At 72.1% G+C, this 25960-nt stretch carries 21 protein-coding genes; 16 read left to right on the forward strand and 5 right to left on the reverse strand.

Annotation, left to right across the window (positions count from 1 at the left end; genetic code table 11):
- Window positions 1-29 precede the first annotated feature (29 nt).
- Complete coding sequence (locus ACZ4XJ_RS05500; RefSeq protein ID WP_468495393.1) at window positions 30-1154, forward strand: Rv2578c family radical SAM protein; 1125 nt, start codon at window positions 30-32, stop codon at window positions 1152-1154.
- A 112-nt stretch (window positions 1155-1266) separates the two neighbouring features.
- Complete coding sequence (locus tag ACZ4XJ_RS05505) at window positions 1267-2880, forward strand: alpha/beta hydrolase (RefSeq protein WP_468495394.1); 1614 nt, start codon at window positions 1267-1269, stop codon at window positions 2878-2880.
- 66 nt (window positions 2881-2946) lie between these two features.
- Here ACZ4XJ_RS05505 and ACZ4XJ_RS05510 read toward each other — a convergent pair whose 3' ends face one another.
- Window positions 2947-3516 (reverse strand): HEAT repeat domain-containing protein, encoded by a 570-nt coding sequence (locus tag ACZ4XJ_RS05510; protein WP_468495395.1) that lies wholly within the window; start codon window positions 3514-3516, stop codon window positions 2947-2949.
- Between the two features lie 459 nt (window positions 3517-3975).
- On the opposite strand from ACZ4XJ_RS05510, the gene ACZ4XJ_RS05515 reads away from it, so the two are divergent.
- The 11 genes from ACZ4XJ_RS05515 to ACZ4XJ_RS05565 all read left to right on the forward strand — a co-directional run bounded on the left by ACZ4XJ_RS05515 (window position 3976) and on the right by ACZ4XJ_RS05565 (window position 17164).
- Window positions 3976-5778, forward strand: coding sequence for a 3-hydroxyacyl-CoA dehydrogenase family protein (locus ACZ4XJ_RS05515; RefSeq protein ID WP_362882229.1), 1803 nt, complete (start codon window positions 3976-3978; stop codon window positions 5776-5778).
- A 163-nt stretch (window positions 5779-5941) separates the two neighbouring features.
- Entirely contained in the window at window positions 5942-6757 is an 816-nt protein-coding gene (locus ACZ4XJ_RS05520) for a TetR family transcriptional regulator (RefSeq protein WP_384001593.1), read from the forward strand.
- A gap of 417 nt (window positions 6758-7174) precedes the next feature.
- The gene (ccrA, locus tag ACZ4XJ_RS05525; RefSeq protein ID WP_468495396.1) at window positions 7175-8512 is read left to right on the forward strand and encodes a crotonyl-CoA carboxylase/reductase; all 1338 of its coding nucleotides are present in this window, start codon (window positions 7175-7177) and stop codon (window positions 8510-8512) included.
- A 22-nt stretch (window positions 8513-8534) separates the two neighbouring features.
- A complete protein-coding gene (locus ACZ4XJ_RS05530; protein WP_362882223.1) occupies window positions 8535-10595 on the forward strand; it encodes a protein meaA in 2061 nt (686 codons plus the stop codon).
- Window positions 10592-11566 carry an HpcH/HpaI aldolase/citrate lyase family protein gene (locus ACZ4XJ_RS05535; protein ID WP_281206378.1) on the forward strand — a complete coding sequence of 325 codons (975 nt, stop codon included), beginning with the start codon at window positions 10592-10594 and terminating at the stop codon, window positions 11564-11566. The genes ACZ4XJ_RS05530 and ACZ4XJ_RS05535 overlap by 4 nt, the downstream gene beginning before the upstream one ends.
- A 16-nt stretch (window positions 11567-11582) precedes the next feature.
- Window positions 11583-12095 carry a MaoC family dehydratase gene (locus ACZ4XJ_RS05540; protein WP_073909130.1) on the forward strand — a complete coding sequence of 171 codons (513 nt, stop codon included), beginning with the start codon at window positions 11583-11585 and terminating at the stop codon, window positions 12093-12095.
- 2 nt (window positions 12096-12097) lie between these two features.
- Window positions 12098-13303, forward strand: a complete 1206-nt coding sequence (locus ACZ4XJ_RS05545) for an acyl-CoA dehydrogenase family protein (RefSeq protein ID WP_362882220.1) — start codon at window positions 12098-12100, stop codon at window positions 13301-13303.
- Between the two features lie 186 nt (window positions 13304-13489).
- A complete protein-coding gene (locus tag ACZ4XJ_RS05550) occupies window positions 13490-14146 on the forward strand; it encodes a phosphatidylserine decarboxylase (RefSeq protein ID WP_356881049.1) in 657 nt (218 codons plus the stop codon).
- A gap of 73 nt (window positions 14147-14219) precedes the next feature.
- Window positions 14220-15002: a CDP-diacylglycerol--serine O-phosphatidyltransferase gene (gene pssA / locus ACZ4XJ_RS05555; protein WP_384001646.1), complete on the forward strand. Its 783-nt coding sequence runs from the start codon at window positions 14220-14222 to the stop codon at window positions 15000-15002.
- Between the two features lie 174 nt (window positions 15003-15176).
- Window positions 15177-16661 (forward strand): AlkA N-terminal domain-containing protein, encoded by a 1485-nt coding sequence (locus ACZ4XJ_RS05560; RefSeq protein WP_468495397.1) that lies wholly within the window; start codon window positions 15177-15179, stop codon window positions 16659-16661.
- Between the two features lie 11 nt (window positions 16662-16672).
- On the forward strand, window positions 16673-17164 hold the full coding sequence (locus ACZ4XJ_RS05565; RefSeq protein WP_468495398.1) for a methylated-DNA--[protein]-cysteine S-methyltransferase: 492 nt from the start codon (window positions 16673-16675) through the stop codon (window positions 17162-17164).
- A 22-nt stretch (window positions 17165-17186) separates the two neighbouring features.
- Here the strand turns inward: ACZ4XJ_RS05565 and ACZ4XJ_RS05570 are convergent, their stop codons facing one another.
- From ACZ4XJ_RS05570 to ACZ4XJ_RS05580, 3 genes are read right to left on the reverse strand one after another with little or no spacing between them, the layout of a single operon-like run.
- Window positions 17187-17615, reverse strand: coding sequence for a hypothetical protein (locus ACZ4XJ_RS05570; RefSeq protein WP_281206374.1), 429 nt, complete (start codon window positions 17613-17615; stop codon window positions 17187-17189).
- 57 nt (window positions 17616-17672) lie between these two features.
- Complete coding sequence (locus ACZ4XJ_RS05575; protein WP_362882212.1) at window positions 17673-18170, reverse strand: NUDIX hydrolase; 498 nt, start codon at window positions 18168-18170, stop codon at window positions 17673-17675.
- A gap of 52 nt (window positions 18171-18222) precedes the next feature.
- Window positions 18223-19941, reverse strand: coding sequence for a BCCT family transporter (locus ACZ4XJ_RS05580; protein ID WP_468495399.1), 1719 nt, complete (start codon window positions 19939-19941; stop codon window positions 18223-18225).
- Window positions 19942-20084: 143 nt separating this feature from the next.
- Here ACZ4XJ_RS05580 and ACZ4XJ_RS05585 point away from each other — a divergent pair, with 143 nt between their 5' ends.
- A complete protein-coding gene (locus ACZ4XJ_RS05585) occupies window positions 20085-21233 on the forward strand; it encodes a glycerate kinase (RefSeq protein WP_362882209.1) in 1149 nt (382 codons plus the stop codon).
- A gap of 115 nt (window positions 21234-21348) precedes the next feature.
- Here ACZ4XJ_RS05585 and ACZ4XJ_RS05590 read toward each other — a convergent pair whose 3' ends face one another.
- Entirely contained in the window at window positions 21349-21996 is a 648-nt protein-coding gene (locus ACZ4XJ_RS05590; RefSeq protein WP_468495400.1) for a cysteine hydrolase family protein, read from the reverse strand.
- Window positions 21997-22109: 113 nt separating this feature from the next.
- Between ACZ4XJ_RS05590 and ACZ4XJ_RS05595 the strand changes: the two genes are divergently transcribed.
- Window positions 22110-23096, forward strand: a complete 987-nt coding sequence (locus tag ACZ4XJ_RS05595; RefSeq protein WP_362882207.1) for a GlxA family transcriptional regulator — start codon at window positions 22110-22112, stop codon at window positions 23094-23096.
- Complete coding sequence (locus ACZ4XJ_RS05600; RefSeq protein WP_362882205.1) at window positions 23093-25957, forward strand: SpoIIE family protein phosphatase; 2865 nt, start codon at window positions 23093-23095, stop codon at window positions 25955-25957. The genes ACZ4XJ_RS05595 and ACZ4XJ_RS05600 overlap by 4 nt, the downstream gene beginning before the upstream one ends.
- Window positions 25958-25960: the final 3 nt, after the last annotated feature.

The raw sequence follows: 25960 nt of genomic DNA on the forward strand, positions 1-25960 counted from the left end.
CTCGGGGTCGAGCCACCGAGGAGGCGCCGATGCGCTGGGACAGCCTGACCGACAACGCGACCGCCACCGACGGCCCCGACGAGGCCGCCCGCGGACCGGGCACGACCGACGCCGCCGACACCACCGCAGCCGCGCCCGCCGGCGGCCCCGCCGCGCTCTTCGGGGCGGGCGCCGTCGTGACCCGCACCATCGACACCCCCGAGTTCCGCGGGATCACCTTCCACGAGGTGCGGGCCCGGTCCCTGGTGAACCGGGTCCCGGGCGCCTCGCGCATGCCGTTCGAATGGACGGTCAACCCGTACCGCGGGTGCAGCCACGCCTGCGTGTACTGCTTCGCCCGCCGCACGCACGCCTACCTCGACCTCGACACGGGTCTCGGGTTCGACTCGCAGATCGTCGTCAAGACCAACGCCCCGGAGGTGCTGCGCCGCGAGCTCGCCGCGCCCCGGTGGACCGGCGCGCACATCGCGATGGGCACCAACGTGGACTGCTACCAGCGGGCGGAGGGTCGCTACCGGCTGATGCCGGGCATCATCGAGGCGCTGCGGGAGCGCGCCAACCCGTTCTCCATCCTGACCAAGGGCACCCTGATCCTGCGCGACCTCCCCCTCCTGCGGGAGGCGGCCGAGGTCACCGACGTGGGCATCTCGGTGTCCGTCGGCTTCACCGACACCTCCCTGTGGCGGACCGTGGAACCCGGTACGCCCTCCCCCGCCGCCCGGCTGCACGCCGTCCGGACCCTGACGGACGCGGGCATCGAGTGCGGGGTGCTGATGGCCCCGGTGATCCCCTTCCTCGGCGACTCCCCGGAGCAGTTGCGGGACACCGTCCGGGCCGTCGCGGAGTCCGGGGCCACGTCCGTGACACCCCTGGTACTCCATCTGCGACCCGGGGCGCGCGAGTGGTTCACGGCCTGGCTGGGCGAGCACCACCCCCACCTGGTCGAACGGTACGAACGGATGTACGCGGGCGGTTCCTACGCGCCGACCTGGTACCAGCGCCAGATCACCCGTCAAGTCCACCGGCTGGCCGCCGAATTCGGCATCGGTCCGGCCGGCAGTGGGGCGTCCCGCCCGACCCGGGCGGTCCGGTCGCCGGCGGTGGGGGCGGCCGGGGTGCCGGCGGCCGGGCCGACGCAGCTGACCCTGTTGTGAGCCGCGGTGACCCGTGAAGGGTCATCACATCGGGCCAATGGGCGCCCCAATCCCGCTTTCCGGGCGCGGTTTCCGGGACGATTCCGCCCAGAACCCTCGGCTGGGAGGCCCCATGCTCCACCCCACGAAGAAGCGCGCCGTCGCGCGGCGTGCCGCCGCCAAGAAGCGTGCCGCCGTCCTGCTGTCGATCTCCGCCGTCGCCGCCGTGCTGACGAGCCCCGTCACGGCCGCGCCGGCGGACCCCGCCGCCCCGGCCGCCGCCGCGCCCGGGCGGGCGGCGCTGCGCTGGACGGGCTGCGCGACCCCGCGGTACCCGACGCTCCAGTGCGCCTCCCTGCCCGTCCCGCTCGACCACGACCGGCCCGCCGGGCGGCAGATCTCCCTGGCCCTGACCCGGGTGCCGCACACCGCCGCCACCTCCCAGGGCCCGCTGCTGGTCAACCCGGGCGGCCCGGGCGGCAGCGGACGCGCCCTGGCCGGGTTCGTCGCCTCCGCCCTGCCCAAGGACGTGGCCGCCCAGTACGACGTGATCGGCTTCGACCCCCGGGGCGTCGGCAGGAGCGAGCCCTCGCTGGACTGCGCCGCCGGGCACTTCAAGCCCGTCCGCCCCGACTCCGTGCCGCTCGACCCGGCGACCGAGCGGGCCAACCTGGAGCGGGTGCGCGCCTTCGCCGAGTCCTGCGGGGCCAAGCACGCGGACGTGCTCCCGTACGTGGGCACCGTCTCCGCCGCCCGCGACCTGGAGGTGCTGCGCACGGCCCTGGGCGCACAGCGCCTGAGCTACTTCGGGTACTCGTACGGCACCTACCTCGGCGCGGTGTACGCCCGCCTGCACCCGGACCGGGTGCACCGGCTCGTCCTGGACTCCGTGGTGGACCCGGCCGGGGTCTGGTACCAGGACAACCTCGCCCAGGACCTGGCGTTCGACGCCCGCCACAAGGCGTTCCTGGCCTGGGTGGCGAAGTACGACTCCACCTACGGGCTGGGCACCGACCCGGCGCGGATCGAGAAGCTCTGGTACGGGATGCGGGACGCGCTGCGCGGGACCCCGGCGGGCGGCAAGGTGGGCCCGGCCGAGCTGGAGGACACGTACATGCCGGGCGGCTACTACAACGGCTACTGGCCGAAGCTGGCCGAGGCCTTCGCGGCGTACGCCCTGAAGCAGGACGCGAAGCCGCTGGTGGCGGCGTTCGAGCGGTTCGGCGCGGTGGAGCCCTCGGCGGGCAACGGGTACAGCGTGTACACGGCGGTGCAGTGCCGGGACTCGGCCTGGCCGACCGACTGGAACGCCTGGCGCGCCGACATGTGGCGCACGCACGCCAAGGCGCCCTTCATGACCTGGAACAACGCCTGGTACAACGCGCCCTGCGCGTTCTGGCCCGCGGAGTCGCTGCGGGCGCCGGACGTGACGAACTCCGAGCTGCCACCCGCGCTGCTTTTCCAGGCGACGGAGGACGCGGCCACGCCGTTCGGCGGGGCGGTGAGCATGCGGGACAAGTTGAAGGGTTCGGCACTGGTGGTGGAGGAGGGCGGCGGCAACCACGGCATCGCCCTCAGCGGCAACAAGTGCCTGGACGAGAAGCTCGCCGCGTACCTGCGCACGGGAGCGGCCGCCGACGCCACCTGCCCGGCCCCGCCCGCCCCGACCCCGGCCGCGGCGACCAGGGCCGTCCCGCCGTCCGCGGGCGGCGCGGCCCTGCACGGCCTCCTGGGCTTCCGCGGCTGACCCCGGTCGGGGATCCGGGTCGTCCTTGTCGGATCCTGCCGGTCGGCAGGGTCCGAACGGGACGCCCTACGCGTCCGGGTGGCCGCCCAGCAGGCGGGTCAGGGCGTCCGTCGCGGCGACCGCGAGGCGGGGGTGGGACTGCGCGCGGACCAGGACGTCGCGGGCCCGGGCGTCGGCCAGCGCCCCCAGCCCCTCCACGCAGGCGAGCGCGACCCGCCAGTACGGGTCGTGCGGCGCGAGGAGCCGCGACAGGGTGGCGATCAGTGCGGGGGCCGACTCGGGGGCGCGCAGCGCGGCCAGCAGCCGTACGGGGTGCAGGGCGTAGGCGGTGCGCAGGGAGTTGGTGGCCAAGGCGGCGGCCGCGCGGGCGGTGCGCGGGTCGTCGAGGACGGCCAGCGCACGGGCTGCGGCCTCGCAGCGCGGCGGGTCCCGGTGGTTGAGGAGCAGCACCAGCGCCTCGAAGGCGCGGCGGTCCCCGGCCAGGCCGAGGCGGTACGCGGCCAGTTCACGGGCCCACAGGGGCAGGCCGGCCGAGGTCAGGGAGTCCGCGAGGGCGTCGGGGTCCGCCGTGAGCAGCGCCTCGTACTCCGGGGATCCGGTCGACTCCGCCCGCAGGCGCTCCAGCACGTCGTTCACCCGCCCACCCTAGGGGCGCCAGGTCCCCGGAATCAGGCGTTCCGAAGACCTCGTTGATCGATGATCGATGATCGGTACATTTGGGCGTTCCAGGTCACATCTCCGCACTCTGGCGCACCAGTTACCAGCGGGTTACAGTCACTGCCATACGTACGGGAACGGCCTGGTGACGCAGCCGCCCCGTACCAGTCGGTTCGACCGCACCACCACGGCAGGACCCCGGGACAGGGTCGTGCCGCTCGTTCGGCCCGCCGCGCCCCACCCTTCGGGCGCTTCCCTGCGGGCCCACCCCGCACGGTTCCTTCCGCACGGCTCCTCGCCGACGGCTTCCGTTCCTTGCGTGCCGCTTCTCGTGCTCCCGCACGATCCTCCGTACGGAGCTCCGTGCGGCCTCCGCGCGCGCCGTGCACCGCGCGCCGCCACCCTCAGTCGTCACCCTCTTCCCACTGGAGTCCCGCGATGGACCGTCCGTCCACGTCCAGTCAGTCCACCCTCCGGACCGTCGCCGTCGTCGGCCTCGGCACCATGGGGACCGGCATCGCCGAGATCCTCGCCCGGGCCGGCCGCGAGGTCATCGGCATCGACGTCAGCGAGGCCGCCGCCCGGCGCGCCACCGCCTCCCTCGCCTCCGCCACGGCCCGTTCCGTCACCCGGGAACTGATCACCGAGCAGGAGCGCGAGGGTGTCCTCGCCCGGTTCCGCACCTTCACCGACCTCGGCGCGGCCGCCGACGCCGACCTCGTCATCGAGGTCGTCCCGGAGGACTACGAGCTCAAGCACCGGCTGTTCTGCGAGCTCGACGCGATCGTGCGGCCCGACACCATCCTGGCCACCGGCACCAACGCCCTGTCGGTGACCCGGCTGGCCGCCGAGTCGCAGCGCCCCGAGCGCGTGCTGGGCCTGCACTTCTTCAACCCGGCGCCCGCGATGAAGCTCGTCGAGATCGTCTCCTGCGTGCTCACCGCGCCGCCGGCCGTCGAGGCCGTCACCGAGCTGGCCCGCGAACTGGGCAAGGAACCCGTGTCGGTCGGCGACCGGCCCGGATTCGTCGCCGACGGCCTGCTGTTCGGCTACCTCAACCAGGCCGCCGCCATGTACGAGGCCAAGTACGCCTCCCGCGAGGACATCGACGCGGCCATGCGGCTCGGCTGCGGCCTGCCGATGGGGCCGCTGGCCCTGCTCGACCTGGTCGGCGTGGACACGGCCCGTACCGTCCTGGAGGCCATGTACGCCTCCTCCGGCGACCGGCTGCACGCCCCGGCCCCGATCCTCGGCCACCTCGCCGAGGCCGGCCTGACCGGCCAGAAGTCCGGGCGCGGCTTCTACACGTACGAGGCTCCCGGCAGTTCGGTGATCGTCCGCGACCTGCAGAGCCCGCCGGACGGTTCGCTGCTCGGCGCCGGCCGTCCGGTGTCCTCGGTCGGCGTGGCCGGTTCCGGGACGATGGCGAGCGGCATCGCCCAGGTCTTCGCGCAGGCCGGGTACGACGTGGTGCTGGCGGCCCGCAGCCAGGAGAAGGCGGAGGCCGCGAAGGCCGCGATCGGGAAGTCCCTGGGCCGTGCGGTGTCCAAGGGCCGACTGACCGAGGAGGCCGCCGCGGCCACGCTGGGGCGGATCGCGCCGGCCGGTTCGCTGGAGGCGTTCGCCGAGGTGGACCTGGCCGTGGAGGCCGTCGCCGAGGACCTCGCGGTCAAGCAGGAACTGTTCGCCGGGCTGGACAAGATCTGCAAGCCGGGCGCGGTGCTGGCCACCACCACCTCCTCGCTCCCGGTGATCGCCGTGGCCCGCGCGACGTCGCGGCCCCAGGACGTGATCGGGATGCACTTCTTCAACCCGGCCCCCGCGATGAAGCTGGTCGAGGTCGTGCGGACCGTCCTGACGGCCGACGACGTGCACGCCACCGTCCGCGAGGTCTGCGGCAAGGTGCGCAAGCACCCGGTGGACTGTGGCGACCGGGCGGGCTTCATCGTGAACGCGCTGCTGTTCCCGTACCTGAACAACGCCATCAAGATGGTGGAGCAGCACTACGCGGGCATCGACGAGATCGACGCCGCGATGAAGCTGGGCGGCGGCTACCCGATGGGGCCCTTCGAGCTCCTCGACGTGGTCGGCCTGGACGTGTCGCTCGCCATCGAGAAGGTCCTCCACCAGGAGTTCCGCGATCCCGGTCTGGCCCCGTCCGCGCTGCTGGAGCACCTCGTGGCGGCGGGCTGCCTGGGGCGCAAGACCGGCCGCGGATTCCGTGAGTACGCCCGCCGGTAACCGGCCGGGCCCCGAGCAGGATGCGTGGGGAGGGTTGCTCGGGTCCGCCGGACCCTCACGGCGGACGAACCCTCCCGAGCCCAGTGCGGGCCCTCCCCCGCATCCGTCCCCCGCCCACCCCCCACAGGCGCGCTCCCCCGCGCGAATGAAGTACTTTCGCTCTATGTCCCAGCCCGCCAAGACCTCGCCCCGCGCCTCCTCCGCCCCGGACGTCCCGGAGAGCGCGGCCGGCACCCGAGCGGCCGCCCAGCGGCTCAAGATGCGCCGGGAGCTGGCCACGGCGGCCATGGAGCTGTTCGCGACGAAGGGGTACGAGGCCACGACGGTCGACGAGATCGCCGCGACCGCGGGGGTGGCCCGCAGGACCTTCTTCCGGCACTTCCGCTCCAAGGAAGAGGCGATCTTCCCGGACCACGACGACACCCTGACCCGCGCCGAGGCCGTGCTGGACGTGGCGCCGGCGCACGAGCACCCGCTCGACACGGTGTGCCGGGGCATCAAGGAAGTCATGAAGATGTACGCCGCCTCCCCCTCGGTGTCGGTGGAGCGTTACCGGCTGACCCGTGAGGTACCGGCGCTGCGCGAGCGGGAGATCGCCTCGGTGGCCCGCTACGAGCGGCTGTTCACCCGCTACCTGCTGGCGCACTTCGACGAGACCGACCACCACGACGGCAACGACGACCCGCTGTTGGCCGAGGTGGCCGCCTCGGCGGTGGTGACGGCCCACAATCACGTACTGCGCCGCTGGTTGCGGGCCGGCGGGCAGGGTGACGTCGAGACGCAGCTGGACCACGCCTTCTCGATCGTCCGCAAGACCTTCGGTTCCGGGATCGGCGCGGGCCGCACGGCGGGCGCCACCGCGCCGCCGGCGCCGGCGGCGGTGCGCACCGAGGGCGAGGTGCTGGTCGCGGTGGCCCGCACCGACGCCCCGCTGGACGAGGTCATGCGGACCATCGAAGAGGCGCTCAGGAACAAGTAGGCGACCGTCCCGGCCATCGGCCGGGTGGTTCCGGTCACAACGGCCGCTCCCGGTTTCGGGGGCGGCCGTCGTCGTATGTCCATTCTGCCCCTACTCGCGGGTAACTCTGATCGATCATCGCTCATCTGCGCAGGTCAATCGGCAAATGAGAGAAAGTTTTGGCACGCGGTGCCTTGTCGAGTGACACGGGGTGCCATACGTTGAATCTCGTCCGGACGTCCCCGCGGCCCACGCCCACTCGGCGCGGAACGCGCCCCGGATGCCTGCGTCACCAGGCTCCCGCCCGCCCCACCACAGGCAGGCCCGCACCACCGATCCGCCGGACCGACGGCACTCGCACCACCCACACCACACGTACCCCGCGCACACCGCGTATCCCTCAGCGCACCCTCATCAGCGCTCGCCGGAGGCAATACCGTGAAGGACATCCTGGACGCGATTCAGTCGCAGTCCGCCACCGCCGCAGACTTCGCGGCGCTGCCGCTGCCCGACTCGTACCGCGCGATCACCGTGCACAAGGACGAAGCGGAAATGTTCGCGGGGCTCACGACCCGCGAGAAGGACCCGCGCAAGTCCCTCCACCTCGACCAGGTCCCGCTGCCCGAGCTGGGCCCGGGCGAGGCCCTGGTGGCCGTCATGGCCTCGTCGGTCAACTACAACTCCGTGTGGACCTCGATCTTCGAGCCGGTCTCCACGTTCAGCTTCCTGGAGCGCTACGGCAAGCTCAGCGAGCTCAGCAAGCGCCACGACCTGCCGTACCACGTCATCGGCTCCGACCTCGCGGGCGTCGTGCTGCGCACCGGCCCCGGCGTCAACGCCTGGCGGCCCGGCGACGAGGTCGTGGCGCACTGCCTGTCGGTCGAGCTGGAGTCCTCGGACGGCCACAACGACACGATGCTCGACCCCGAGCAGCGCATCTGGGGCTTCGAGACCAACTTCGGCGGCCTGGCGGAGATCGCGCTGGTCAAGTCCAACCAGCTGATGCCCAAGCCCGACCACCTCAGCTGGGAGGAGGCCGCCTCCCCCGGCCTGGTCAACTCCACCGCCTACCGCCAGCTGGTCTCCCGCAACGGCGCCGGCATGAAGCAGGGCGACAACGTGCTGATCTGGGGCGCCAGCGGCGGCCTCGGCTCGTACGCCACCCAGTTCGCCCTCGCCGGCGGCGCCAACCCGATCTGCGTGGTCTCCAGCCCGGAGAAGGCCGATATCTGCCGGGCCATGGGCGCGACCGCGGTCATCGACCGCAACGCCGAGGGCTACAAGTTCTGGAAGGACGAGCACACCCAGGACCCCAAGGAGTGGAAGCGCTTCGGCAAGCGCATCCGCGAGCTGACCGGCGGCGAGGACATCGACATCGTCTTCGAGCACCCCGGCCGCGAGACCTTCGGCGCCAGCGTCTACGTCACCCGCAAGGGCGGCACCATCACCACCTGCGCGTCCACCTCGGGCTACATGCACGAGTACGACAACCGCTACCTGTGGATGTCGCTCAAGCGCATCATCGGCTCGCACTTCGCGAACTACCGCGAGGCGTGGGAGGCCAACCGCCTCATCGCCAAGGGCAAGATCCACCCCACGCTGTCGAAGGTCTACTCCCTGGAGGAGACCGGCCAGGCCGCCTACGACGTCCACCGCAACCTCCACCAGGGCAAGGTCGGCGTCCTCGCGCTGGCCCCCCAGGAGGGCCTGGGCGTCCGCGACCACGAGCTGCGCGCCCAGCACCTCGACGCCATCAACCGGTTCCGGAACATCTGAAGTCCGCAGAGGATCGCCTGAGATGACAGAGCGCCAGAAGGACAGGCCGTGGCTCATGCGGACGTACGCCGGCCACTCCACGGCCGAGGCGTCCAACGAGCTGTACCGCCGCAACCTCGCCAAGGGCCAGACCGGCCTGTCCGTCGCCTTCGACCTGCCGACGCAGACGGGCTACGACCCCGACCACATCCTCGCCCGCGGCGAGGTCGGTCGGGTCGGGGTCCCGGTCTCCCACCTGGGTGACATGCGCCGGCTGTTCCAGGACATCCCCCTGGAGCAGATGAACACCTCGATGACGATCAACGCCACCGCCATGTGGCTGCTGGCGCTCTACCAGGTGGCCGCCGAGGAGCAGGGCGCGGACATCGCCCTGCTCCAGGGCACCACCCAGAACGACATCGTCAAGGAGTACCTCTCGCGCGGGACGCACGTCTTCCCGCCCGGGCCCTCGCTCCGCCTGACGACGGACATGATCGCCTACACGGTCAACCACATCCCGAAGTGGAACCCGATCAACATCTGCAGCTACCACCTGCAGGAGGCCGGGGCCACCCCGGTCCAGGAGATCTCGTACGCGATGTCCACCGCCATCGCCGTCCTGGACTCCGTGCGCGACTCGGGCCAGGTGCCCGAGGAGCGGTTCGGCGAGGTCGTCGCCCGGATCTCCTTCTTCGTGAACGCGGGCGTCCGCTTCATCGAGGAGATGTGCAAGATGCGCGCCTTCGGCCGCATCTGGGACAAGGTCACCCACGAGCGCTACGGCATCACCAACGAGAAGCAGCGGCGCTTCCGCTACGGCGTCCAGGTCAACTCCCTGGGCCTGACCGAGGCACAGCCCGAGAACAACGTCCAGCGCATCGTGCTGGAGATGCTGGCCGTCACCCTCTCCAAGGACGCCCGCGCCCGCGCGGTGCAGCTGCCCGCCTGGAACGAGGCGCTGGGCCTGCCCCGGCCGTGGGACCAGCAGTGGTCGCTGCGCATCCAGCAGGTGCTGGCCCACGAGAGCGACCTGTTGGAGTACGAGGACGTCTTCGCGGGCTCCCACGTCATCGAGGCGAAGGTCGCCTCCCTGGTCGAGGAGTGCCTCGCCGAGATCGACCGGATCCAGGAGATGGGCGGCGCGATGGCCGCCGTCGAGTCCGGCTACCTCAAGTCGCAGCTGGTCTCCTCGCACGCCGAGCGGCGCGCCCGGATCGAGGCCGGCGAGGACAAGATCGTCGGCGTCAACTGCTTCCAGCAGACCGAGGAGAACCCGCTCACCGCCGACCTGGACGGCGCCATCATGACCGTCGACCCGGCCACCGAGGCGCTGACCGTGGAGCGCATCCGCCGCTGGCGCGCCGAACGGCAGGAGTCCTCCGACCGTCAGGGCAACGGCGACCCCTTCGTCTTCCCCACCACCCAGCAGGCCCTCGAACGCCTCAAGGAAGCCGCGGCGGGCACCGAGAACCTGATGGAGGCCACCCTGGAGTGCGCCCGCGCCGGCGTCACCACCGGCGAGTGGTCGAGCGCCCTGCGCGAGGTCTTCGGCGAGTTCCGGGCCCCGACGGGGGTCTCCTCGGCCCCGGTCGCGGTCACCGCCGAGGCGGGCACGCCGATGGCCCTCGTCCGCGAGAAGGTCTCCCGCACGGCCGACGAGCTCGGCTCGGGCCGACTGCGCCTGCTGGTCGGCAAGCCCGGCCTGGACGGGCACTCCAACGGCGCCGAGCAGATCGCCGTCCGGGCCCGCGACGCGGGCTTCGAGGTGGTCTACCAGGGCATCCGGCTGACGCCCGAGGAGATCTCCTCGGCGGCGCTGGCCGAGGACGTCCACTGCGTGGGACTGTCCATCCTGTCCGGATCGCACAGCGCGCTCGTCCCCGACGTCCTGGAACGCCTGCGGGCGGCGGGGGCGGGCGACATCCCCGTCATCGTCGGCGGCATCATTCCCCAGGCCGACGCGGTGTCGTTGAAGGCGGCCGGGGTGGCCGCCGTGTTCACTCCGAAGGACTTCGGCATCACGGAGATCATCGGCCGTATCGTCGACGAGATCCGCAAGGCCAACAAGCTCGACTCTCTCGAAAGCACGGAGGTCCCCGCATGACCACGCCCTCTTCCCCGGTGAACCGGCTGCGGCCGCGCCGTTCCTGCCTCGCGGTGCCGGGTTCCAACCCGCGCTTCCTGGAGAAGGCCCAGGGCCTGCCCGCCGACCAGGTCTTCCTGGACCTGGAGGACGCCTGCGCCCCGCTCGCCAAGGAAGGCGCCCGCCACACCATCGTGGACGCGCTGAACAACGGCGACTGGACCGGCAAGACCCGGGTGGTGCGCGTCAACGACTGGACGACGCACTGGACGTACCGCGACGTCATCACGGTCGTCGAGGGCGCGGGCCAGAACCTCGACTGCATCATGCTGCCGAAGGTCCAGGACGCCCAGCAGATCGTCGCCCTCGACCTGCTGCTCACCCAGATCGAGAAGACCATGGGCTTCGAGGTCGGCAAGATCGGCATCGAGGCGCAGATCGAGAACGCCAAGGGCCTGGTGAACGTCGACGCCATCGCGGGCGCCTCGCCGCGCCTGGAGACCATCATCTTCGGGCCGGCCGACTTCATGGCCTCGATCAACATGAAGTCCCTGGTCGTGGGCATGCAGCCGCCCGGCTACGGCGCGGACGCCTACCACTACATCCTGATGCGCATCCTGATGGCCGCCCGCACGCACGACCTCCAGGCGATCGACGGGCCCTTCCTCCAGATCAAGAACGTGGACGGCTACCGCGAGGTCGCCGGCCGCGCCGCGGCCCTCGGCTTCGACGGCAAGTGGGTGCTGCACCCCGGCCAGGTCGACGCGGCGAACGAGGTCTTCTCCCCCTCGCAGGAGGACTACGACCACGCCGAGCTGATCCTCGACGCGTACGACTGGTGCACCTCCGAGGCCGGCGGCAAGAAGGGTTCGGCGATGCTCGGCGACGAGATGATCGACGAGGCCAGCCGCAAGATGGCCCTGGTCATCGCCGGCAAGGGACGCGCGGCGGGCATGCGGCGCACCAGCAAGTTCGAAATCCCCGTCGGCTAGAAAGGCCCTGACTCCCATGCAGTTCGGACGCACGTACGAAGAGTTCGAGGTCGGGGCGGTCTACAAGCACTGGCCCGGAAAGACGGTCACCGAGTACGACGACCACCTGTTCTGTCTGCTGACCATGAACCACCACCCGCTCCACATGGACAGCAACTACGCCGAGAACACCACGGACTTCGGCAAGAACGTGGTCGTGGGCAACTACATCTACTCGCTGCTGCTGGGCATGTCCGTGCCGGACGTCTCCGGGAAGGCCATCGCCAACCTGGAGATCGAGTCCCTGCGGCACGTGGCGCCGACCTTCCACGGCGACACGCTCTACGGCGAGACCACGGTCCTCGACAAGACGCCGTCGAAGTCGAAGGACGACCGCGGCATCGTGTACGTGGAGACCAAGGGTTACAAGCAGGACGGCACCCTCGTCTGCGTCTTCCGGCGCAAGGTGATGGTCCCGACCGAGACGTACATCAAGGAGCGCGGCGGCGAGCAGCCCGGCCGGCCCACGCTGAAGGAACAGGGGAAGTAGCCATGGCCCGACTCGCCCAGACCGCCGGGCTCACGGACGTCCAGCGGGAGATCCTCAAGACCGTCCGGGAGTTCGTCGACAAGGAGATCATCCCGGTCGCGACCGAGCTGGAGCACCGCGACGAGTACCCGCAGCAGATCGTCGACGGCCTCAAGGAGCTCGGCCTCTTCGGGCTGATGATCCCCGAGGAGTACGGCGGCCTGGGTGAGTCGTTGCTCACCTACGCGCTGTGCGTGGAGGAGATAGCGCGCGGCTGGATGTCCGTCTCGGGCATCATCAACACCCACTTCATCGTGGCGTACATGCTCAAGCAGCACGGTACGCAGGAGCAGAAGGACCACTTCCTCCCGCGGATGGCGCTGGGCGAGGTGCGGGGCGCGTTCTCGATGTCCGAGCCGGGCCTGGGCTCCGACGTGTCGGCCATCACCTCCAAGGCGGTGCGCGACGGCGACGAGTACGTCCTGAACGGCCAGAAGATGTGGCTGACGAACGGCGGCACGTCCACTCTGGTGGCCGTTCTGGTGCGAAGTGACGAAGGACACCCCGAGGGCACCGCGCCCCACAAGTCGATGACGACCTTCCTCGTCGAGAAGGAGCCCGGCTTCGGTGAGGTCCGTCCGGGCCTGACCATCCCGGGCAAGATCGACAAGATGGGCTACAAGGGCGTCGACACGACCGAGCTCATCATGGACGGACTGCGCATTCCGGCCAATCGGGTCCTCGGCGGGCAGACGGGCCGAGGGTTTTACCAAATGATGGACGGCGTCGAGGTCGGCCGGGTGAACGTGGCGGCGCGTGGTTGTGGCGTCGCACAACGTGCCTTCGAATTGGGTGTCTCGTATGCCCAGCAACGTCACACTTTCGGCAAGGCCATCGCTGAGCACCAGGCCATCCAGTTCAAGCTGGCCGAGATGGCTACCAAGGTCGAAGCCGCCCATGCGATGATGGTCAATGCGGCACGCAAAAAGGACTCCGGGGAACGAAACGACCTCGAAGCAGGGATGGCGAAGTACCTCGCCTCCGAATACTGCAAGGAAGTCGTGGAAGACGCGTTCCGTATCCACGGTGGATACGGCTTCTCGAAGGAGTACGAGATCGAGCGTCTCTACCGGGAGGCTCCGATGCTGCTGATCGGCGAAGGTACCGCCGAGATCCAGAAAATGATCATCGGGCGACGCCTGCTCGAGGAGTACCGGCTCCAGGGCTGAAAGTCCCATTTGCGGTGGATCGCCCGGCGATCCTCCGCAACGGGATCACAGCCAGTGACTGGATGGCGGCCATCGACTCGGCTTCTGGCTTGCCCAGTTGTTGCGCGCAACCGATAGCATTCCAGTAAAGCCGCCGTCCCGTCCCCCCGTTTACGGCGCGGCAATCACCCGCTACGAAGGTCATCCATGCCCCACAGCCAAACCTCTGCACCTCGCGTCGGCCTCCTCGGCGGACGTATCGCTCGCGGAGCATCGCCGTGGCTTCTGCCGACCGTCGCCACCGCGGCGCTCAGCCTCACCCGGGCCCGCAAGTCCGGACGCTGGGCCGCGGCGGCCGTGCCCGCCACCGCGCTCGCGGCGGGCATGCTGTGGTTCTTCCGCGACCCCGAGCGTGAGATCACGCAGGGCCGCGTCATCTCGCCCGCCGACGGTGTGGTGCAGAGCATCATGCCGTGGAAGGACGGGCGGACCCGCGTCGCGATCTTCATGAGCCCGCTGAACGTCCACGTCAACCGCGCTCCCCTGGCGGGCACGGTGACGTCCGTGGAGCACGTCCCGGGCGGGTTCGTCCCGGCGTTCAACAAGGAGAGCGAGAACAACGAGCGCGTTGTCTGGCACTTCGACACCGAACTGGGCGACATCGAAATGGTGCAGATCGCCGGCGCCGTCGCCCGGCGCATCGTCCCGTACCTGCCGGCCGGCACCAAGGTGGAGCAGGGCGAACGCATCGGACTGATCCGCTTCGGCTCGCGCGTCGACATCTACCTCCCCGAGGGCGTCGAGGTCGCGGTCGAGGTCGGTCAGGCCACCACCGCGGGGGTGACCCGAATTGACCGTGACTGACCCCGAAACTCCCTCGAACCCGTCGGGTGGATGGGTGCCCGAGTCCGCCGAGGAGGAGTCCGCCGAGGACGACATGCCGCTCTCGTTGCGGCTGTCGATAGCGGACACCCTCACCCTCGGCAACGCGACCTGCGGATTCATGGCGGTGTACTTCACCACCACCGGAATCCTCATTCCGCACCTCACCGGCAGCGGTGAGTCGGGCATGGCCCGGCACAGCGCCGCGACGGCGGTGATACTGATGCTGCTGGCCGCGGTCTTCGACCTCTTCGACGGCATCGTGGCCCGCAAGCTCCGCAGCTCGCCGATGGGCGCCGAGCTGGACAACCTGTCCGACCTGATCAGCTTCGGTCTGGCTCCCGCCTACTTCGTGCTCGTCTACGGCATGGTCGCCGACGACGCGCACCAGAAGATGTCGGCGCTGGCCGCGATCGTCGTCCTGCTCGCCGTGGTGCTCAGACTCGCGAGGTTCAGCTGCGTGACGCTGAAGGACGGCATGTTCCAGGGCATGCCGAGCCCCTTCGGCGCGCTCACGGTCGTCTCGATCGTGCTGCTGGAGCTGCCCTTCATCCCGACGCTGCTGGCGATCATCGGGGTGGCCTGGCTGATGGTGAGCCGGGTCGAGTACCCCAAGCCGCGGGGCGTCCTCGCGGCCGCGATGCTCAGCTGGATCGTCGGGGCCATGGGGCTGCTGGCGGCCTGGGCGTTCGACGCCCCGGGCGGCCAGATCCTGCTCCAGGCCGGATGCGCCCTCCAGATCGCCCTGGCGGCCACCATCCCGCTGTTCGCCACGACCCGGAGGGCCAACACCTTCCGGCACAACCGGCGCGAGGCGCGGGCGGCTCAGCTGCCGTAGCGCTGCCGCTGGTACGACATGACGAAGGCCCCGGGTGCCCCAGGCACCCGGGGCCTTCGTCATGTCCCGGAGTGCCCCGGCCTTCCTCCGCGAGCCCTGCGCGGGACCGTCCGGCGTAGCCTTGATGTCGGAAAACCGCCAGCCCGGAGGGTCCGGGGTGGAAATCATGGAGTCATGCACACCGATACCGATCGCTGCGTGAGAGCCGTGCAGTCGAAGGACGCCCGCTTCGACGGCTGGTTCTTCACGGCCGTCCGCACCACGGGGATCTACTGCCGGCCGAGCTGTCCGGCCGTGCCGCCCAAGGTCGAGAACATGAGCTTCCTGCCCAGCGCGGCGGCCTGCCAACAGGCGGGCTACCGGGCCTGCAAGCGCTGCCGGCCCGACACCAGCCCCGGCTCCCCCGAGTGGAACGCCCGCGCCGACTCCGTCGCCCGCGCCGTCCGGCTGATCCAGGACGGGGTCGTCGACCGCGAGGGCGTGCCCGGTCTCGCCACCCGGCTCGGCTACTCGACCCGGCAGGTCGAGCGCCAGCTCCTCGCCGAGCTCGGGGCCGGGCCGCTGGCCCTGGCCCGGGCGCAGCGGGCGCAGACGGCCCGGCTGCTGATCGAGACCTCCGAGCTGCCGATGGGCGACGTCGCGTTCGCCGCGGGGTTCTCCTCGATCCGCGCGTTCAACGACACCGTCCGCGAGGTCTTCGCGCTCTCCCCCAGCGACCTGCGGACCCGGGCGGTGCGGGCGGCCGGACGGCCCGAGGCGCAGCCGCGGATCCCGGGGACGATCAGCCTGCGGCTGCCGTTCCGGGCCCCGCTGAACCCGGACAACCTCTTCGGGCACCTGGCGGCGACCGGTGTCCCCGGGGTCGAGGAGTGGCGCGACGGTGCCTACCGGCGGACGCTGCGGCTCCCGTACGGCACCGGTGTGGTGGCCCTGACGCCCGGGCCGGAGCACATCGGCTGCCGGCTGGCCCTGACCGACCTGCGGGACCTGACCATCGCGATCAGCCGCTGCCGGTGGATGCTCGACCTGGACGCCGATCCGGAGGCGGTGGACGAGCAGCTGCGCGCCGATCCGCTGCTGGCCCCGCTGGTGGACAAGGCTCCGGGGCGTCGGGTGCCGCGCACGGTCGACGCGGCGGAGTTCGCCGTGCGGGCCGTGCTGGGCCAGCAGGTCTCGACCGCCGCCGCGCGGACGCACGCGGCCCGGCTGGTGACCGCGTACGGGGAGCCCGTCCAGGACCCCCGGGGCGGCCTCACGCACCTGTTCCCGTCCCCGCAGGCCTTGGCGGCCCTCGACCCCGAGACGCTGTCGATGCCGCGCAGCCGCCGTACGACGCTGACCACGCTGGTGGCGGCTCTGGCGGAGGGTTCGCTGCCGCTGGGCATCGACAGCGACTGGGAAGCGGCCCGCGCCGGGCTGAACGCCCTGCCCGGGTTCGGGCCGTGGACCACCGAGATCGTCGCGATGCGGGCGCTCGGCGACCCGGACGCCTTCCTGCCGTCCGACCTGGGGGTGCGGCGGGCCGCCCAGGGGCTCGGGCTGCCGTCGACCCCGGCCGCGCTGACGGCCCGGGCGGCCCTGTGGCGCCCCTGGCGCGCCTACGCCGTCCAGTACCTGTGGGCCACCGACGCCCACCCCATCAACCACCTGCCCGTCTGAGGAGCGCACCCATGAGCAACAAGCAGCACACCGTCGTGGACAGCCCGTACGGCCCGCTGACCCTGGTCGCCACCGACGGCGTCCTGAGTGGCCTGTACATGACCGGCCAGCGCCACCGGCCCGTCGAGGAGTCCTTCGGCGAGCGGGTCGCGGACGGCGAGGAGCCGTTCCCCGAGGTGCGCCGGCAGTTGGCCGCGTACTTCGCCGGCGAGCTCCGGGAGTTCACCGTCCCGGTCCGGCTGGAGGGCACCGCCTTCCAGCGCAGCGTCTGGGAGCAGCTGGTGCGGATCCCGTACGGGCAGACGTGGTCGTACGGGCGGCTCGCGACGGAACTGGGCAGGCCGGGCGCCTCGCGCGCGGTGGGCCTGGCCAACGGGAAGAACCCGGTCGGCATCATCGTGCCCTGCCACCGCGTGATCGGTGCCTCGGGCGGCATGACGGGCTACGGCGGCGGCATCGAGCGCAAGGTGCGGCTGCTGGAGTTCGAGGGGGCGGGGAAGTAGCCCGGATCGCGGGAGCGGTGGCTCAGATCACCGAGAGGGGGACGAGGAGGGCGAAGCCGGCGCCGGCTTCCACCGCGTAGGCGTAGAGGTCCGGGTGCTGGACGGGGGCGGCGAGGAGGACGACGCTCTGCTGGGCGGAGGCCGCGTCCACCCAGGCGGGGTCGGCGCCGAGGCGGCCCTGGTACCAGCCTTCGCAGGAGGCGGGTCCGGTGACGGCGAGGAGGTCGTCCTCGCGGCGGTAGAAGGCCTGCCAGCCCTCGGCGGGCGCGGACCAGCCCTCGAAGTCCTCGAAGGGCGACCAGCCGCCCTCGCGTATCGCGTTGTCGAACAGCCAGACGGGCGAGCCGTCTTCGGTGACCTCGTCACCGGCCTGTTGGTCGGTGGTGAAGTGGACCATGGGGAGGGCGTCGGGCCCGTCGGCCGTGCTCGGCCAGGCGTACATCGTGATCATCTGCTGATTCTGTCCTGCTCGTGTCCGCTGCGGGTACCCGCCTGCCCCGCGAATCCGCTACGGGGTGGGGCGGCGGCCGTTCTCCAGTTCCACGGTGCCCTCGCCTGATTCCAGTGCGCGGTAGGCCTCTTCGGTCCGCAGGCCGAGGGATCCGGGGAGGTACGTGGTGAGTTCGCCCGGTTCGACCAGCCGCCAGGAGAGGAGTTCCTCCTCCTGGAGCCTGATCGAGGCGAGTTGCGCGTCGTCGAGCACGCCGCCGTCGTAGAGGTAGGCGGCCAGCGGCGGGCGGCCGGTGCCCAGCGACCAATCGACGGCGAGGAGCCGGCCGAGCGGGACGTCGATGCCGATCTCCTCGGCGCTCTCGCGCCGGGCCGCCGTCCGCGGGGATTCGCCCAGGTCGGATTCGATGGTGCCGCCGGGCAGGGCCCAGCCCGCACGGTAGTTGGGTTCCACGAGGAGCACCCGGCCCGCGGCGTCGCGGAACAGGGCGGCCGCGCCGGCCAGCACCCGGGGCAGGCTCGCGATGTAGGTGGCGTAGTCGTCGGTGGTGGTCACGGCGCCACCCTACCCAGCCGGCGCCGGCCGTCCGCAGGGCGGCCCCGCGGGCTCACCCCTGCGGGTCACCGCCGTCCTCCCGGTCCCGTCCCCGGGACTCGGCGACGCGCCGCAGCCGGGGGTGGCGGGCCGTGCCCTGCTCGGTGATGGCGTCGCCGACCATGGCCTTCACGGCGTCGCGCAGGCCGTGCAGGGCGTGGTGGCGGGCGGGGCCGGCGCCGGGGTCCTCCCGCAGTTCCCTCACCAGGGCCCAGCACAGCAGCAGCATGACGATGACGAAGGGCAGGGCGACCAGGATGGTCGCGGTCTGCAGGGACTTCAGACCGCCCGCGACGAGCAGGACGGCGGCCACGGCGGCCATCAGCACGCCCCAGGTGACGACGAGCCAGGTCGGCGGGTTCAGCGAGCCCCGGCTGGTGAGGGAACCCATGACCAGGGACGCGGAGTCGGCGCTGGTGACGAAGTACGTCATGACCAGGACCATCGCGACCCAGGAGGTGACGGTGCCCAGCGGCAGCGCGTCGAGCATCGCGAACAGCGAGGCCTCGGTGCCCTCCTTGATCTTGGACGCGAGGTCGGCGGCGCCGGTGGACTGGAGGCGGATGGCGGTGCCGCCCATGACGCAGAACCAGACCACGGTGGCGCCGCTGGGGACGAGCAGGACGCCGACGAGGAACTCCCGGATGGTGCGGCCGCGGGAGATGCGGGCGATGAAGGTGCCGACGAAGGGCGCCCAGGACAGCCACCACGCCCAGTAGAAGATGGTCCAGGCGCCGAGCCAGGCGCTGTCGGTGAAGGCCCCGGTGCGGCTGGCCATGGGCAGCAGCTCGTCCAGGTAGCCGCCGACGCCGGCGGGGATCACGTCCAGGACGTAGACGGTGGGGCCGAGCACGAAGACGAAGAGCATCAGGGTCGCGGCGAGCACGAGGTTGATGGTGCTCAGCCACTTGACGCCCTTGTGCAGGCCGGAGAAGGCGGAGAGCACGAACGCGGCGGACAGCGAACCGATGATGATCAGCTCGACCGTGGTGGAGTCCTCGACGCCGGTGGTGATGTTGAGGCCCTTGGACACCTGGAGGGCGCCGAGGCCCAGGCTGGTCGCGGTGCCGAAGACGGTGGCGAAGACCGCGAGCAGGTCGATGGCCTTGCCGGCCGGCCCGTTGGCCCGCTCCTCGCCCATCAGCGGGACGAAGGCGGAGCTGAGGCGGTTGCCGCGGCCCTTGCGGAAGGTCGCGTAGGCGAGGGCGAGCCCGGCGATGCCGTAGATGGCCCAGGGGGTGAGCGTCCAGTGGAAGAAGGAGTACTCCATGGCCGCGAGGGCGGCGCCGCCGGTGCCGGGGGCCGCGCCGGAGGCCGGTGGCGGGTTCAGGTAGTGGGTGAGCGGCTCGCCGACGCCGTAGAACATGAGGCCGATGCCCATGCCGGCGCTGAACATCATGGCGATCCACGCGAGGTTCGTGAACTCCGGTTCGGAGTCGTCGGCGCCGAGCCGGATCCGCCCGAAGCGGCCGGCCGCGAGGGCGACGCACATCACGAGGAACACGTCGGCGGCGATCACGAACAGCCAGGCGAAGTTGTTCAGCACCCAGGTGAGGGCGGTGCCCGAGGCGGAGTCGAAGGAGTCCTTCCCGAGGGCGGCCCACGCGACGACGGCCAGCACGGCGATCACGCCGATGGTGACGACGCCGTGGTCGGGCGTGCCGTCCACAGGGTCGCCGGACCCCCCACCTGGAGTATCCGGACGTGGCTGTTCCAGTGAATCCGTGCTCATGCGGCCACACTATGCAGACGTATATCCGTATTTAGCCGTATGGCGCGCCGCCTGTGGCGTAGGCCACCCATGGGCATAGGAGGATCCTCCGGATAGGCTCATGGGGGCGCGACTGCACTGTTCGATAGCAAGGGATTAGCAAGGTGACGGACGGAGCAGTAACTGAGACCGCGCGCGTGCTCATCGCCGCGGACAAATTCAAGGGCTCGCTCACGGCCGTTCAGGTCGCGGAGCGGGTGACGGCCGGCCTTCGCAGGGCCGTACCGGACGTGGAGATCGAGACCCTCCCCGTCGCGGACGGCGGCGACGGTACGGTCGCGGCCGCCGTGGCGGCCGGTTTCGAACGCCGGGAGGTACGGGTCACCGGACCGCTCGGCGACCAGGTCACGGCCGCTTTCGCGCTGCGCGACGGCACCGCCGTGGTCGAGATGGCGGAGGCCTCCGGCCTCCAGCTGCTGCCGGCGGGCACCTTCGCCGCGCTGACGGCGACCACGTACGGTTCCGGCGAGCTGCTGAAGGCCGCCCTGGACGCGGGCGCCCGCTCGATCGTCTTCGGCGTGGGCGGCAGCGCCACCACCGACGGCGGCGCGGGCATGCTCGCGGCGCTGGGCGCGGTGTTCCTGGACGCGAACGGCGAACAGGTCGGTCCGGGCGGCGGCGCGCTGGCCGCGCTGGCCTCGGCCGACCTGTCCGGGATCGATCCCCGCTTCGCCGAGGTCGAGTTCGTCCTGGCGAGCGACGTGGACAACCCGCTCACGGGCCCCAAGGGCGCGCCCGCGGTCTACGGCCCGCAGAAGGGCGCCTCGCCCGAGGACGTGGCGACGCTCGACGCGGCGCTGGCGCACTTCGCGGTGGTGCTGGAGAAGTCGATCGGCTCGAAGGCCGCCGAGTGCGCGGTGCTGCCGGGCGCGGGCGGCGCCGGCGGCATCGGCTACGGGGCGCTGCTCCTCGGGGCGACGTTCCGTCCCGGCATCGAGCTGATGCTGGAGGTGCTGGGCTTCGCCCCGGCGCTGGAGCGGGCCACGCTGGTCATCACGGGTGAGGGTTCGCTCGACGAGCAGACCCTGCACGGCAAGGCCCCGGCGGGTGTCGCGGCCGCGGCGCGCGCGGCGGGCAAGCCGGTCGTGGCGGTCTGCGGACGGCTGCTGCTGGACCAGGCGGCGCTGGAGGCGGCGGGCATCCGCAAGGCCTACCCGCTGACCGACCTGGAGCCGGACCCGGCGAAGTCCATCCCGAACGCCGGCCCCCTGCTGGAGCGGGTCGCGCAGACCATCGCCGCCGACGTGCTCTGACGCACGACCCGGCCCGTACGGCCGAAGGCCCGGAACCCCGCGACGACGGGGGTCCGGGCCTTCGCCGTCCCCCGGGGGCGGCGGGTCCCGTCGGGGCGGACGGGCGGCTCGCCTGCTACGCGGTGACCCGGGCGCGGGCCGCCGACAGCAACTGAGCGGTGGTCACGACCCGGGCGAAGCCGCCGCCGTGGAGGTTCACGGCGGTGGCGGTCGCCAGTTCGTCGGCGGTCAGGGACAGCCCGTCGGGGCCGGCGAGGTCGAAGGTGTGGGTGGCGTCCAGCGGTACGAGGACCCGGTAGCCGAGGTTGCCCGCCATCCGGGCCGTGGTCTCGACGCACATGTTGGTCTGGATCCCGGCGACGACCACCTGGCGGATGCCCCGCTCGGTGAGCCACCGGGACAGGTCGGGGGTGCCGTAGAAGGCCGAGTTGACGGTCTTGGTGATCAGCAGCGCCTCGTGGCGGCGCTCCTCGACCAGGTCCTTGAAGGCGTAGCCGGGCCGGTCCTCGGCCAGCACGGATCCGGGCTGCACCGAGTTGTGCCGGACCAGGACCACCGGGCGCCCCGACTCCTGCCAGGCGTCCATCAGGGCGGCGATGTTGTCCTCGGCGGCCGGGTTGTTGCGCCGCCCCCAGAAGGAGGCGTCGTCGAAGGCCTTCTGGACGTCGATGACGATCAGGGCGCTGTCGGCGGCGAGCTGCGGGGCGGCGGCCCCGGTGGTGGTGGCGGCCGGTCGGGGCGTGGTGTGCGCGGTGTCGGTCATGGCTCCATCGTGTCCCCGGCGGCGCGCCCGTCCCAGGGGTGGCCGGGACGACGATGGATGGGATCCTGCCGGCCTGGCAGGACGCCGCGTACGGGGTCTGGCACAGTGGCCCCATGGAGCGCGTAGCGATCGTCGCCCAGCCCGGTATCCGGAGCTTCGACCTCGCCGTCATCACCGAGGTGTGGGGACCCGACCGCAGCCGGGCCGGGGTGCCTTCCTTCGAGCTGCGCCGGTGCGCGCGGGACGGCGGCCCGATCGCCCTGCCCGGCGGGCTCACCCTGATGCCCGACCGCGGACTCGACTGGCTCAGCGCCGCCGACCTCGTGGTCGTGCCCGCCCTGGCCGAGCCGGACGATCCGACGCCCGAACCGATCCTCGCCGCGTTGCGCGCCGCGCACGCCCGGGGCGTGCCGGTGGCCGCCCTGTGCGCCGGGGCCTTCGTGCTGGCCGAGGCTGGGCTGTTGGAGGGCAAGCGGGCGGTGACCCACTGGTGGCTCGCCCCGCGGCTCGCGGCGCGCTACCCGGGGGTGCTGGTCGAGGACGCCCCGCTGTACGTGGAGGACGACGGGCTGTGGACCTCCGCCGGGGTGGCCTCGGGCATCGACCTGTGCCTGCACCTGGTGCGCGAGGCCCACGGGGCGGAGGCCGCGGCGGCCATCGCCCGCTCGATGGTGACCGGCCCCTTCCGCACCGGCGACCACGCCCAGTACCTGGACCGGCCCGTGCCGGCGGCGGACCGGATCACCGAGGCCCTCGCCGCGGTGCGGGAGCAGGCCCTGCGCCGACTGCACGAGCCGTTGGACGTGGCCACGCTGGCCCGCTGGGCCGGGATGTCGCCGCGTTCCTTCGCCCGGCACTTCACCGCCGCGACCGGCATCACCCCGCACCGGTGGCTCCTCGGCCGGCGGCTGGACGAGGCCCGCAAACTGCTGGAACGCACCGACCACCCCGTGCCGGAAGTGGCCCGGCGGTCCGGGTTCGCCAGCGAGGTCACCTTCCGTCAGCACTTCGGCGCCCGGGTCGGCGTCAGCCCGCGCGCGTACCGTGCGGCGGCGGCCGGCGCACCGGGACGCGGCGACAGTGTTAGAAAGGGCTCATGACCGGACGTTCGGGTCGACACGGGGAAGCGCGGCCGGCAAGCCTGCTCGCGCGCCTCTCCCTGGCCCCGGGCACCGTCGCCGGTCAGGTCTTCGCGCTCCAGGCGGTGATCGTCGCGGTATTGATCACCGCCGCCGCGCTGGCCCTGGTCTTCCAGGCCCGCTACGACAGCCGGCAAAACGCCCGGAACCGCTCGCTGGCCGCCGCAGAGGCCTTCGCCCACGCCCCCGGCCTGCCGGCCGCCCTGCGCGGACCGGACCCGACCGCCGGCCTCCAGGCGCTGGCCGAGGGCGCCCGCAAGGGCTCGGGGGTGGACTTCGTCGCCGTGCTGAGCACCGACGGCGTCCGCTACACCGACTCCCGGCCCGAGCTGATCGGCAAGCGGGCCGCCGGCGACCTGGCCCGCGCCGCGGCCGGACGCTCGTTCACCGAACTGTTCCAGGGCAAGCCCAGTGACGCGGTCCGCGCGGTGGTGCCCGTCCGGGACGAGCGCGGCAACGTCGTCGGCCTGGTCTCCACCGGCGTCGAGATCGAGAACGTCGCGGACGTGGTCGAGGGGCAGCTGCCGCTGCTGCTCGGCGCGGCCGCGGGCGCCCTGCTGCTGGGGACCGGCGGCGCCGCCCTGGTCAGCCGCCGCCTGCGGCGTCAGACCCGGGGCCTGGGCGCCGCCGAGATGGCCCGGATGAACGAGCACCACGAGGCGGTGCTGCACGCCGTGCGCGAGGGCGTGCTGATCATCGACACCGACCACCGGCTGGTCCTCGCCAACGACGAGGCCCGCCGGCTCCTGGACCTGCCGGCCGACGCCGAGCAGCGGCACGTGGAGGAGCTGGGCCTGGACGCGCGCACCGCCGAGTTGCTGACCTCGGGCCGGGTCGTCACCGACGAGGTGCACCGGGCGGGCGACCGGCTCCTCGCGGTGAACGTGCGCCCCACCGAGACCTTCTCCGGGCGGCCCTCGGGCAGCGTCATGACCCTGCGCGACTCCACCGAGCTCGCGGCGCTCGCCGGGCGCGCCGAGGTGGCCCGGGAGCGGCTCCAGATGCTCTACGACGCCGGGGTGCGGATCGGTACCACCCTGGACGTGGTGCGCACCGCCGAGGAACTCTCGGAGGTGGCCGTGCCGCGCTTCGCGGACTTCGTCACCGTCGAGCTGCTGGAGCCGGTGCTGCGCGGCGAGGAACCCTCACCGGCCGCGGGCGCGCACACCGAGATGCGCCGGTCGGCGATGTCCGGGGTGCGCACCGACCAGCCGCTCCAGCCCGTCGGCGACGTGATCCGGTTCGCGGTGCCCACCGCCCCGATGGCCGCGGCCCTGGATGCCGGGCAGGCGGTGCTCGCGCCCGACCTGAACGCCGCGATGGGCTGGCGGGCCCAGGACGCCGCCGGTACCCGGGTGGCCCTGGACTACGGGCTGCATTCGCTGATCTCCGTACCCCTCCAGGCGCGGGGCGTGGTGTTGGGCATGGCGAACTTCTGGCGAGCCGCGGACACCCCGGAGGCCTTCGACGAGGAGGACCTGTCCTTCGCCGAGGAGCTGGGGGCGCGGGCCGCGGTGTCCATCGACAACGCGCGCCGCTTCACCCGTGAGCACGCGACGGCCGTGACCCTCCAGCGCAGTCTGCTGCCCCGGGTGCTGCCCGACGTGAGCGCGGTCGACGTCGCCTTCCGGTACCTGCCCGCGAAGGCGGGGGTGGGCGGCGACTGGTTCGACGTGATCCCGCTGCCCGGGGCGCGGGTGGCGCTGGTGGTGGGCGACGTGGTGGGGCACGGGGTGCACGCGGCGGCCACGATGGGCCGGCTGCGTACGGCCGTGCACAACTTCTCCACCCTCGACATCCCGCCCGACGAGTTGCTGGGACACCTGGACGAGCTGATCGACCGGATCGACCAGTTGGAGCGCGGCGCGCCGAGCGAGGGCCCGGCAGCCGGTACGTCCGCCCGGGGCGGCGACGCGCCCGCCTGGACGGGCGGCCGTGCGGGGTCCGCCGTACCCGGGGAGGACCCGGAGGCCGGGGAGGAGCCCGCCGGGATCACCGGCGCCACCTGCCTGTACGCGGTGTACGACCCGGCCTCCGGGGTCTGCACGATCGCCAGCGCCGGTCACCCCGGGCCCGCCCTGGTGCACGCCGACGGGCGGGTGGAGTTCCCCGAGCTGCCGCCCGGACTCCCCCTCGGGGTGGGCGGCATGCCGTTCGAGGCGACGGGTCTGCGGCTGCCCGAGGGGAGCCGCCTCGTGCTGTTCACCGACGGCCTGCTGGAGGACCGCGACCGGGACTTCGACTCCGGTCTCGCGCTGCTGCGCGAGACCCTGTCACAGCCCGGCCGCAGCCCCGACCAGGCCTGCGCGGACGTACTGGCCGCGCTGCTGTTCCCGTCGCCCGACGACGACATCGCCCTGCTGATCGCCGACACCCGGCGGCTGGAGCCCGACCGGATCGCGGAGTGGGAGGTGCCCGGCGATCCGTCGGCCGTCTCCCGGGTGCGGGGCGCCGGCGCCGCCCAGCTCGCCGCGTGGGGGTTGGAGGAGATCTCCTTCACCGCGGAACTCGTCCTCAGCGAGCTGATCACCAACGCCATCCGGTACGGGTCGGCGCCCGTGCGGGTCCGGTTGCTGTACGACCGGACCCTGATCTGCGAGGTCTCCGACGGCAGCAGCACCTCCCCCCACCTGCGGTACGCGGCGACCACCGACGAGGGCGGCCGCGGCCTGTTCCTGGTGGCCCAGTACGCCGAACGGTGGGGCACCCGCTACACGGACCGCGGGAAGGTCATCTGGGCGGAGCTGTCGCTGACCGGCGGCCCCGAGCCGATGGCGGGGCCCGCCCCGGACCTCGAAGCGCTGGAGGACCTCGCCTGGTGACGG

It is taken from the genome of Streptomyces sp. NPDC029836, assembly GCF_055574495.1.

Bases quoted from the DNA above. Each gene is read 5' to 3' on its own strand.
- pssA (WP_384001646.1), top strand. From the start codon at position 14,220: ATGCCGCTCTCGTTGCGGCTGTCGATAGCGGACACCCTCACCCTCGGC.
- ACZ4XJ_RS05505 (WP_468495394.1), top strand. From the start codon at position 1,267: ATGCTCCACCCCACGAAGAAGCGCGCCGTCGCGCGGCGTGCCGCCGCC.
- ACZ4XJ_RS05535 (WP_281206378.1), top strand. From the start codon at position 10,592: ATGACCACGCCCTCTTCCCCGGTGAACCGGCTGCGGCCGCGCCGTTCC.
- ACZ4XJ_RS05520 (WP_384001593.1), top strand. From the start codon at position 5,942: ATGTCCCAGCCCGCCAAGACCTCGCCCCGCGCCTCCTCCGCCCCGGAC.
- ACZ4XJ_RS05580 (WP_468495399.1), bottom strand. From the start codon at position 19,941: ATGAGCACGGATTCACTGGAACAGCCACGTCCGGATACTCCAGGTGGG.
- ACZ4XJ_RS05595 (WP_362882207.1), top strand. From the start codon at position 22,110: ATGGAGCGCGTAGCGATCGTCGCCCAGCCCGGTATCCGGAGCTTCGAC.
- ACZ4XJ_RS05540 (WP_073909130.1), top strand. From the start codon at position 11,583: ATGCAGTTCGGACGCACGTACGAAGAGTTCGAGGTCGGGGCGGTCTAC.
- ACZ4XJ_RS05570 (WP_281206374.1), bottom strand. From the start codon at position 17,615: ATGATCACGATGTACGCCTGGCCGAGCACGGCCGACGGGCCCGACGCC.
- ACZ4XJ_RS05545 (WP_362882220.1), top strand. From the start codon at position 12,098: ATGGCCCGACTCGCCCAGACCGCCGGGCTCACGGACGTCCAGCGGGAG.
- ACZ4XJ_RS05550 (WP_356881049.1), top strand. From the start codon at position 13,490: ATGCCCCACAGCCAAACCTCTGCACCTCGCGTCGGCCTCCTCGGCGGA.
- ACZ4XJ_RS05515 (WP_362882229.1), top strand. From the start codon at position 3,976: ATGGACCGTCCGTCCACGTCCAGTCAGTCCACCCTCCGGACCGTCGCC.
- ACZ4XJ_RS05530 (WP_362882223.1), top strand. From the start codon at position 8,535: ATGACAGAGCGCCAGAAGGACAGGCCGTGGCTCATGCGGACGTACGCC.
- ACZ4XJ_RS05565 (WP_468495398.1), top strand. From the start codon at position 16,673: ATGAGCAACAAGCAGCACACCGTCGTGGACAGCCCGTACGGCCCGCTG.
- ACZ4XJ_RS05600 (WP_362882205.1), top strand. From the start codon at position 23,093: ATGACCGGACGTTCGGGTCGACACGGGGAAGCGCGGCCGGCAAGCCTG.
- ACZ4XJ_RS05500 (WP_468495393.1), top strand. From the start codon at position 30: ATGCGCTGGGACAGCCTGACCGACAACGCGACCGCCACCGACGGCCCC.
- ACZ4XJ_RS05590 (WP_468495400.1), bottom strand. From the start codon at position 21,996: ATGACCGACACCGCGCACACCACGCCCCGACCGGCCGCCACCACCACC.
- ACZ4XJ_RS05560 (WP_468495397.1), top strand. From the start codon at position 15,177: ATGCACACCGATACCGATCGCTGCGTGAGAGCCGTGCAGTCGAAGGAC.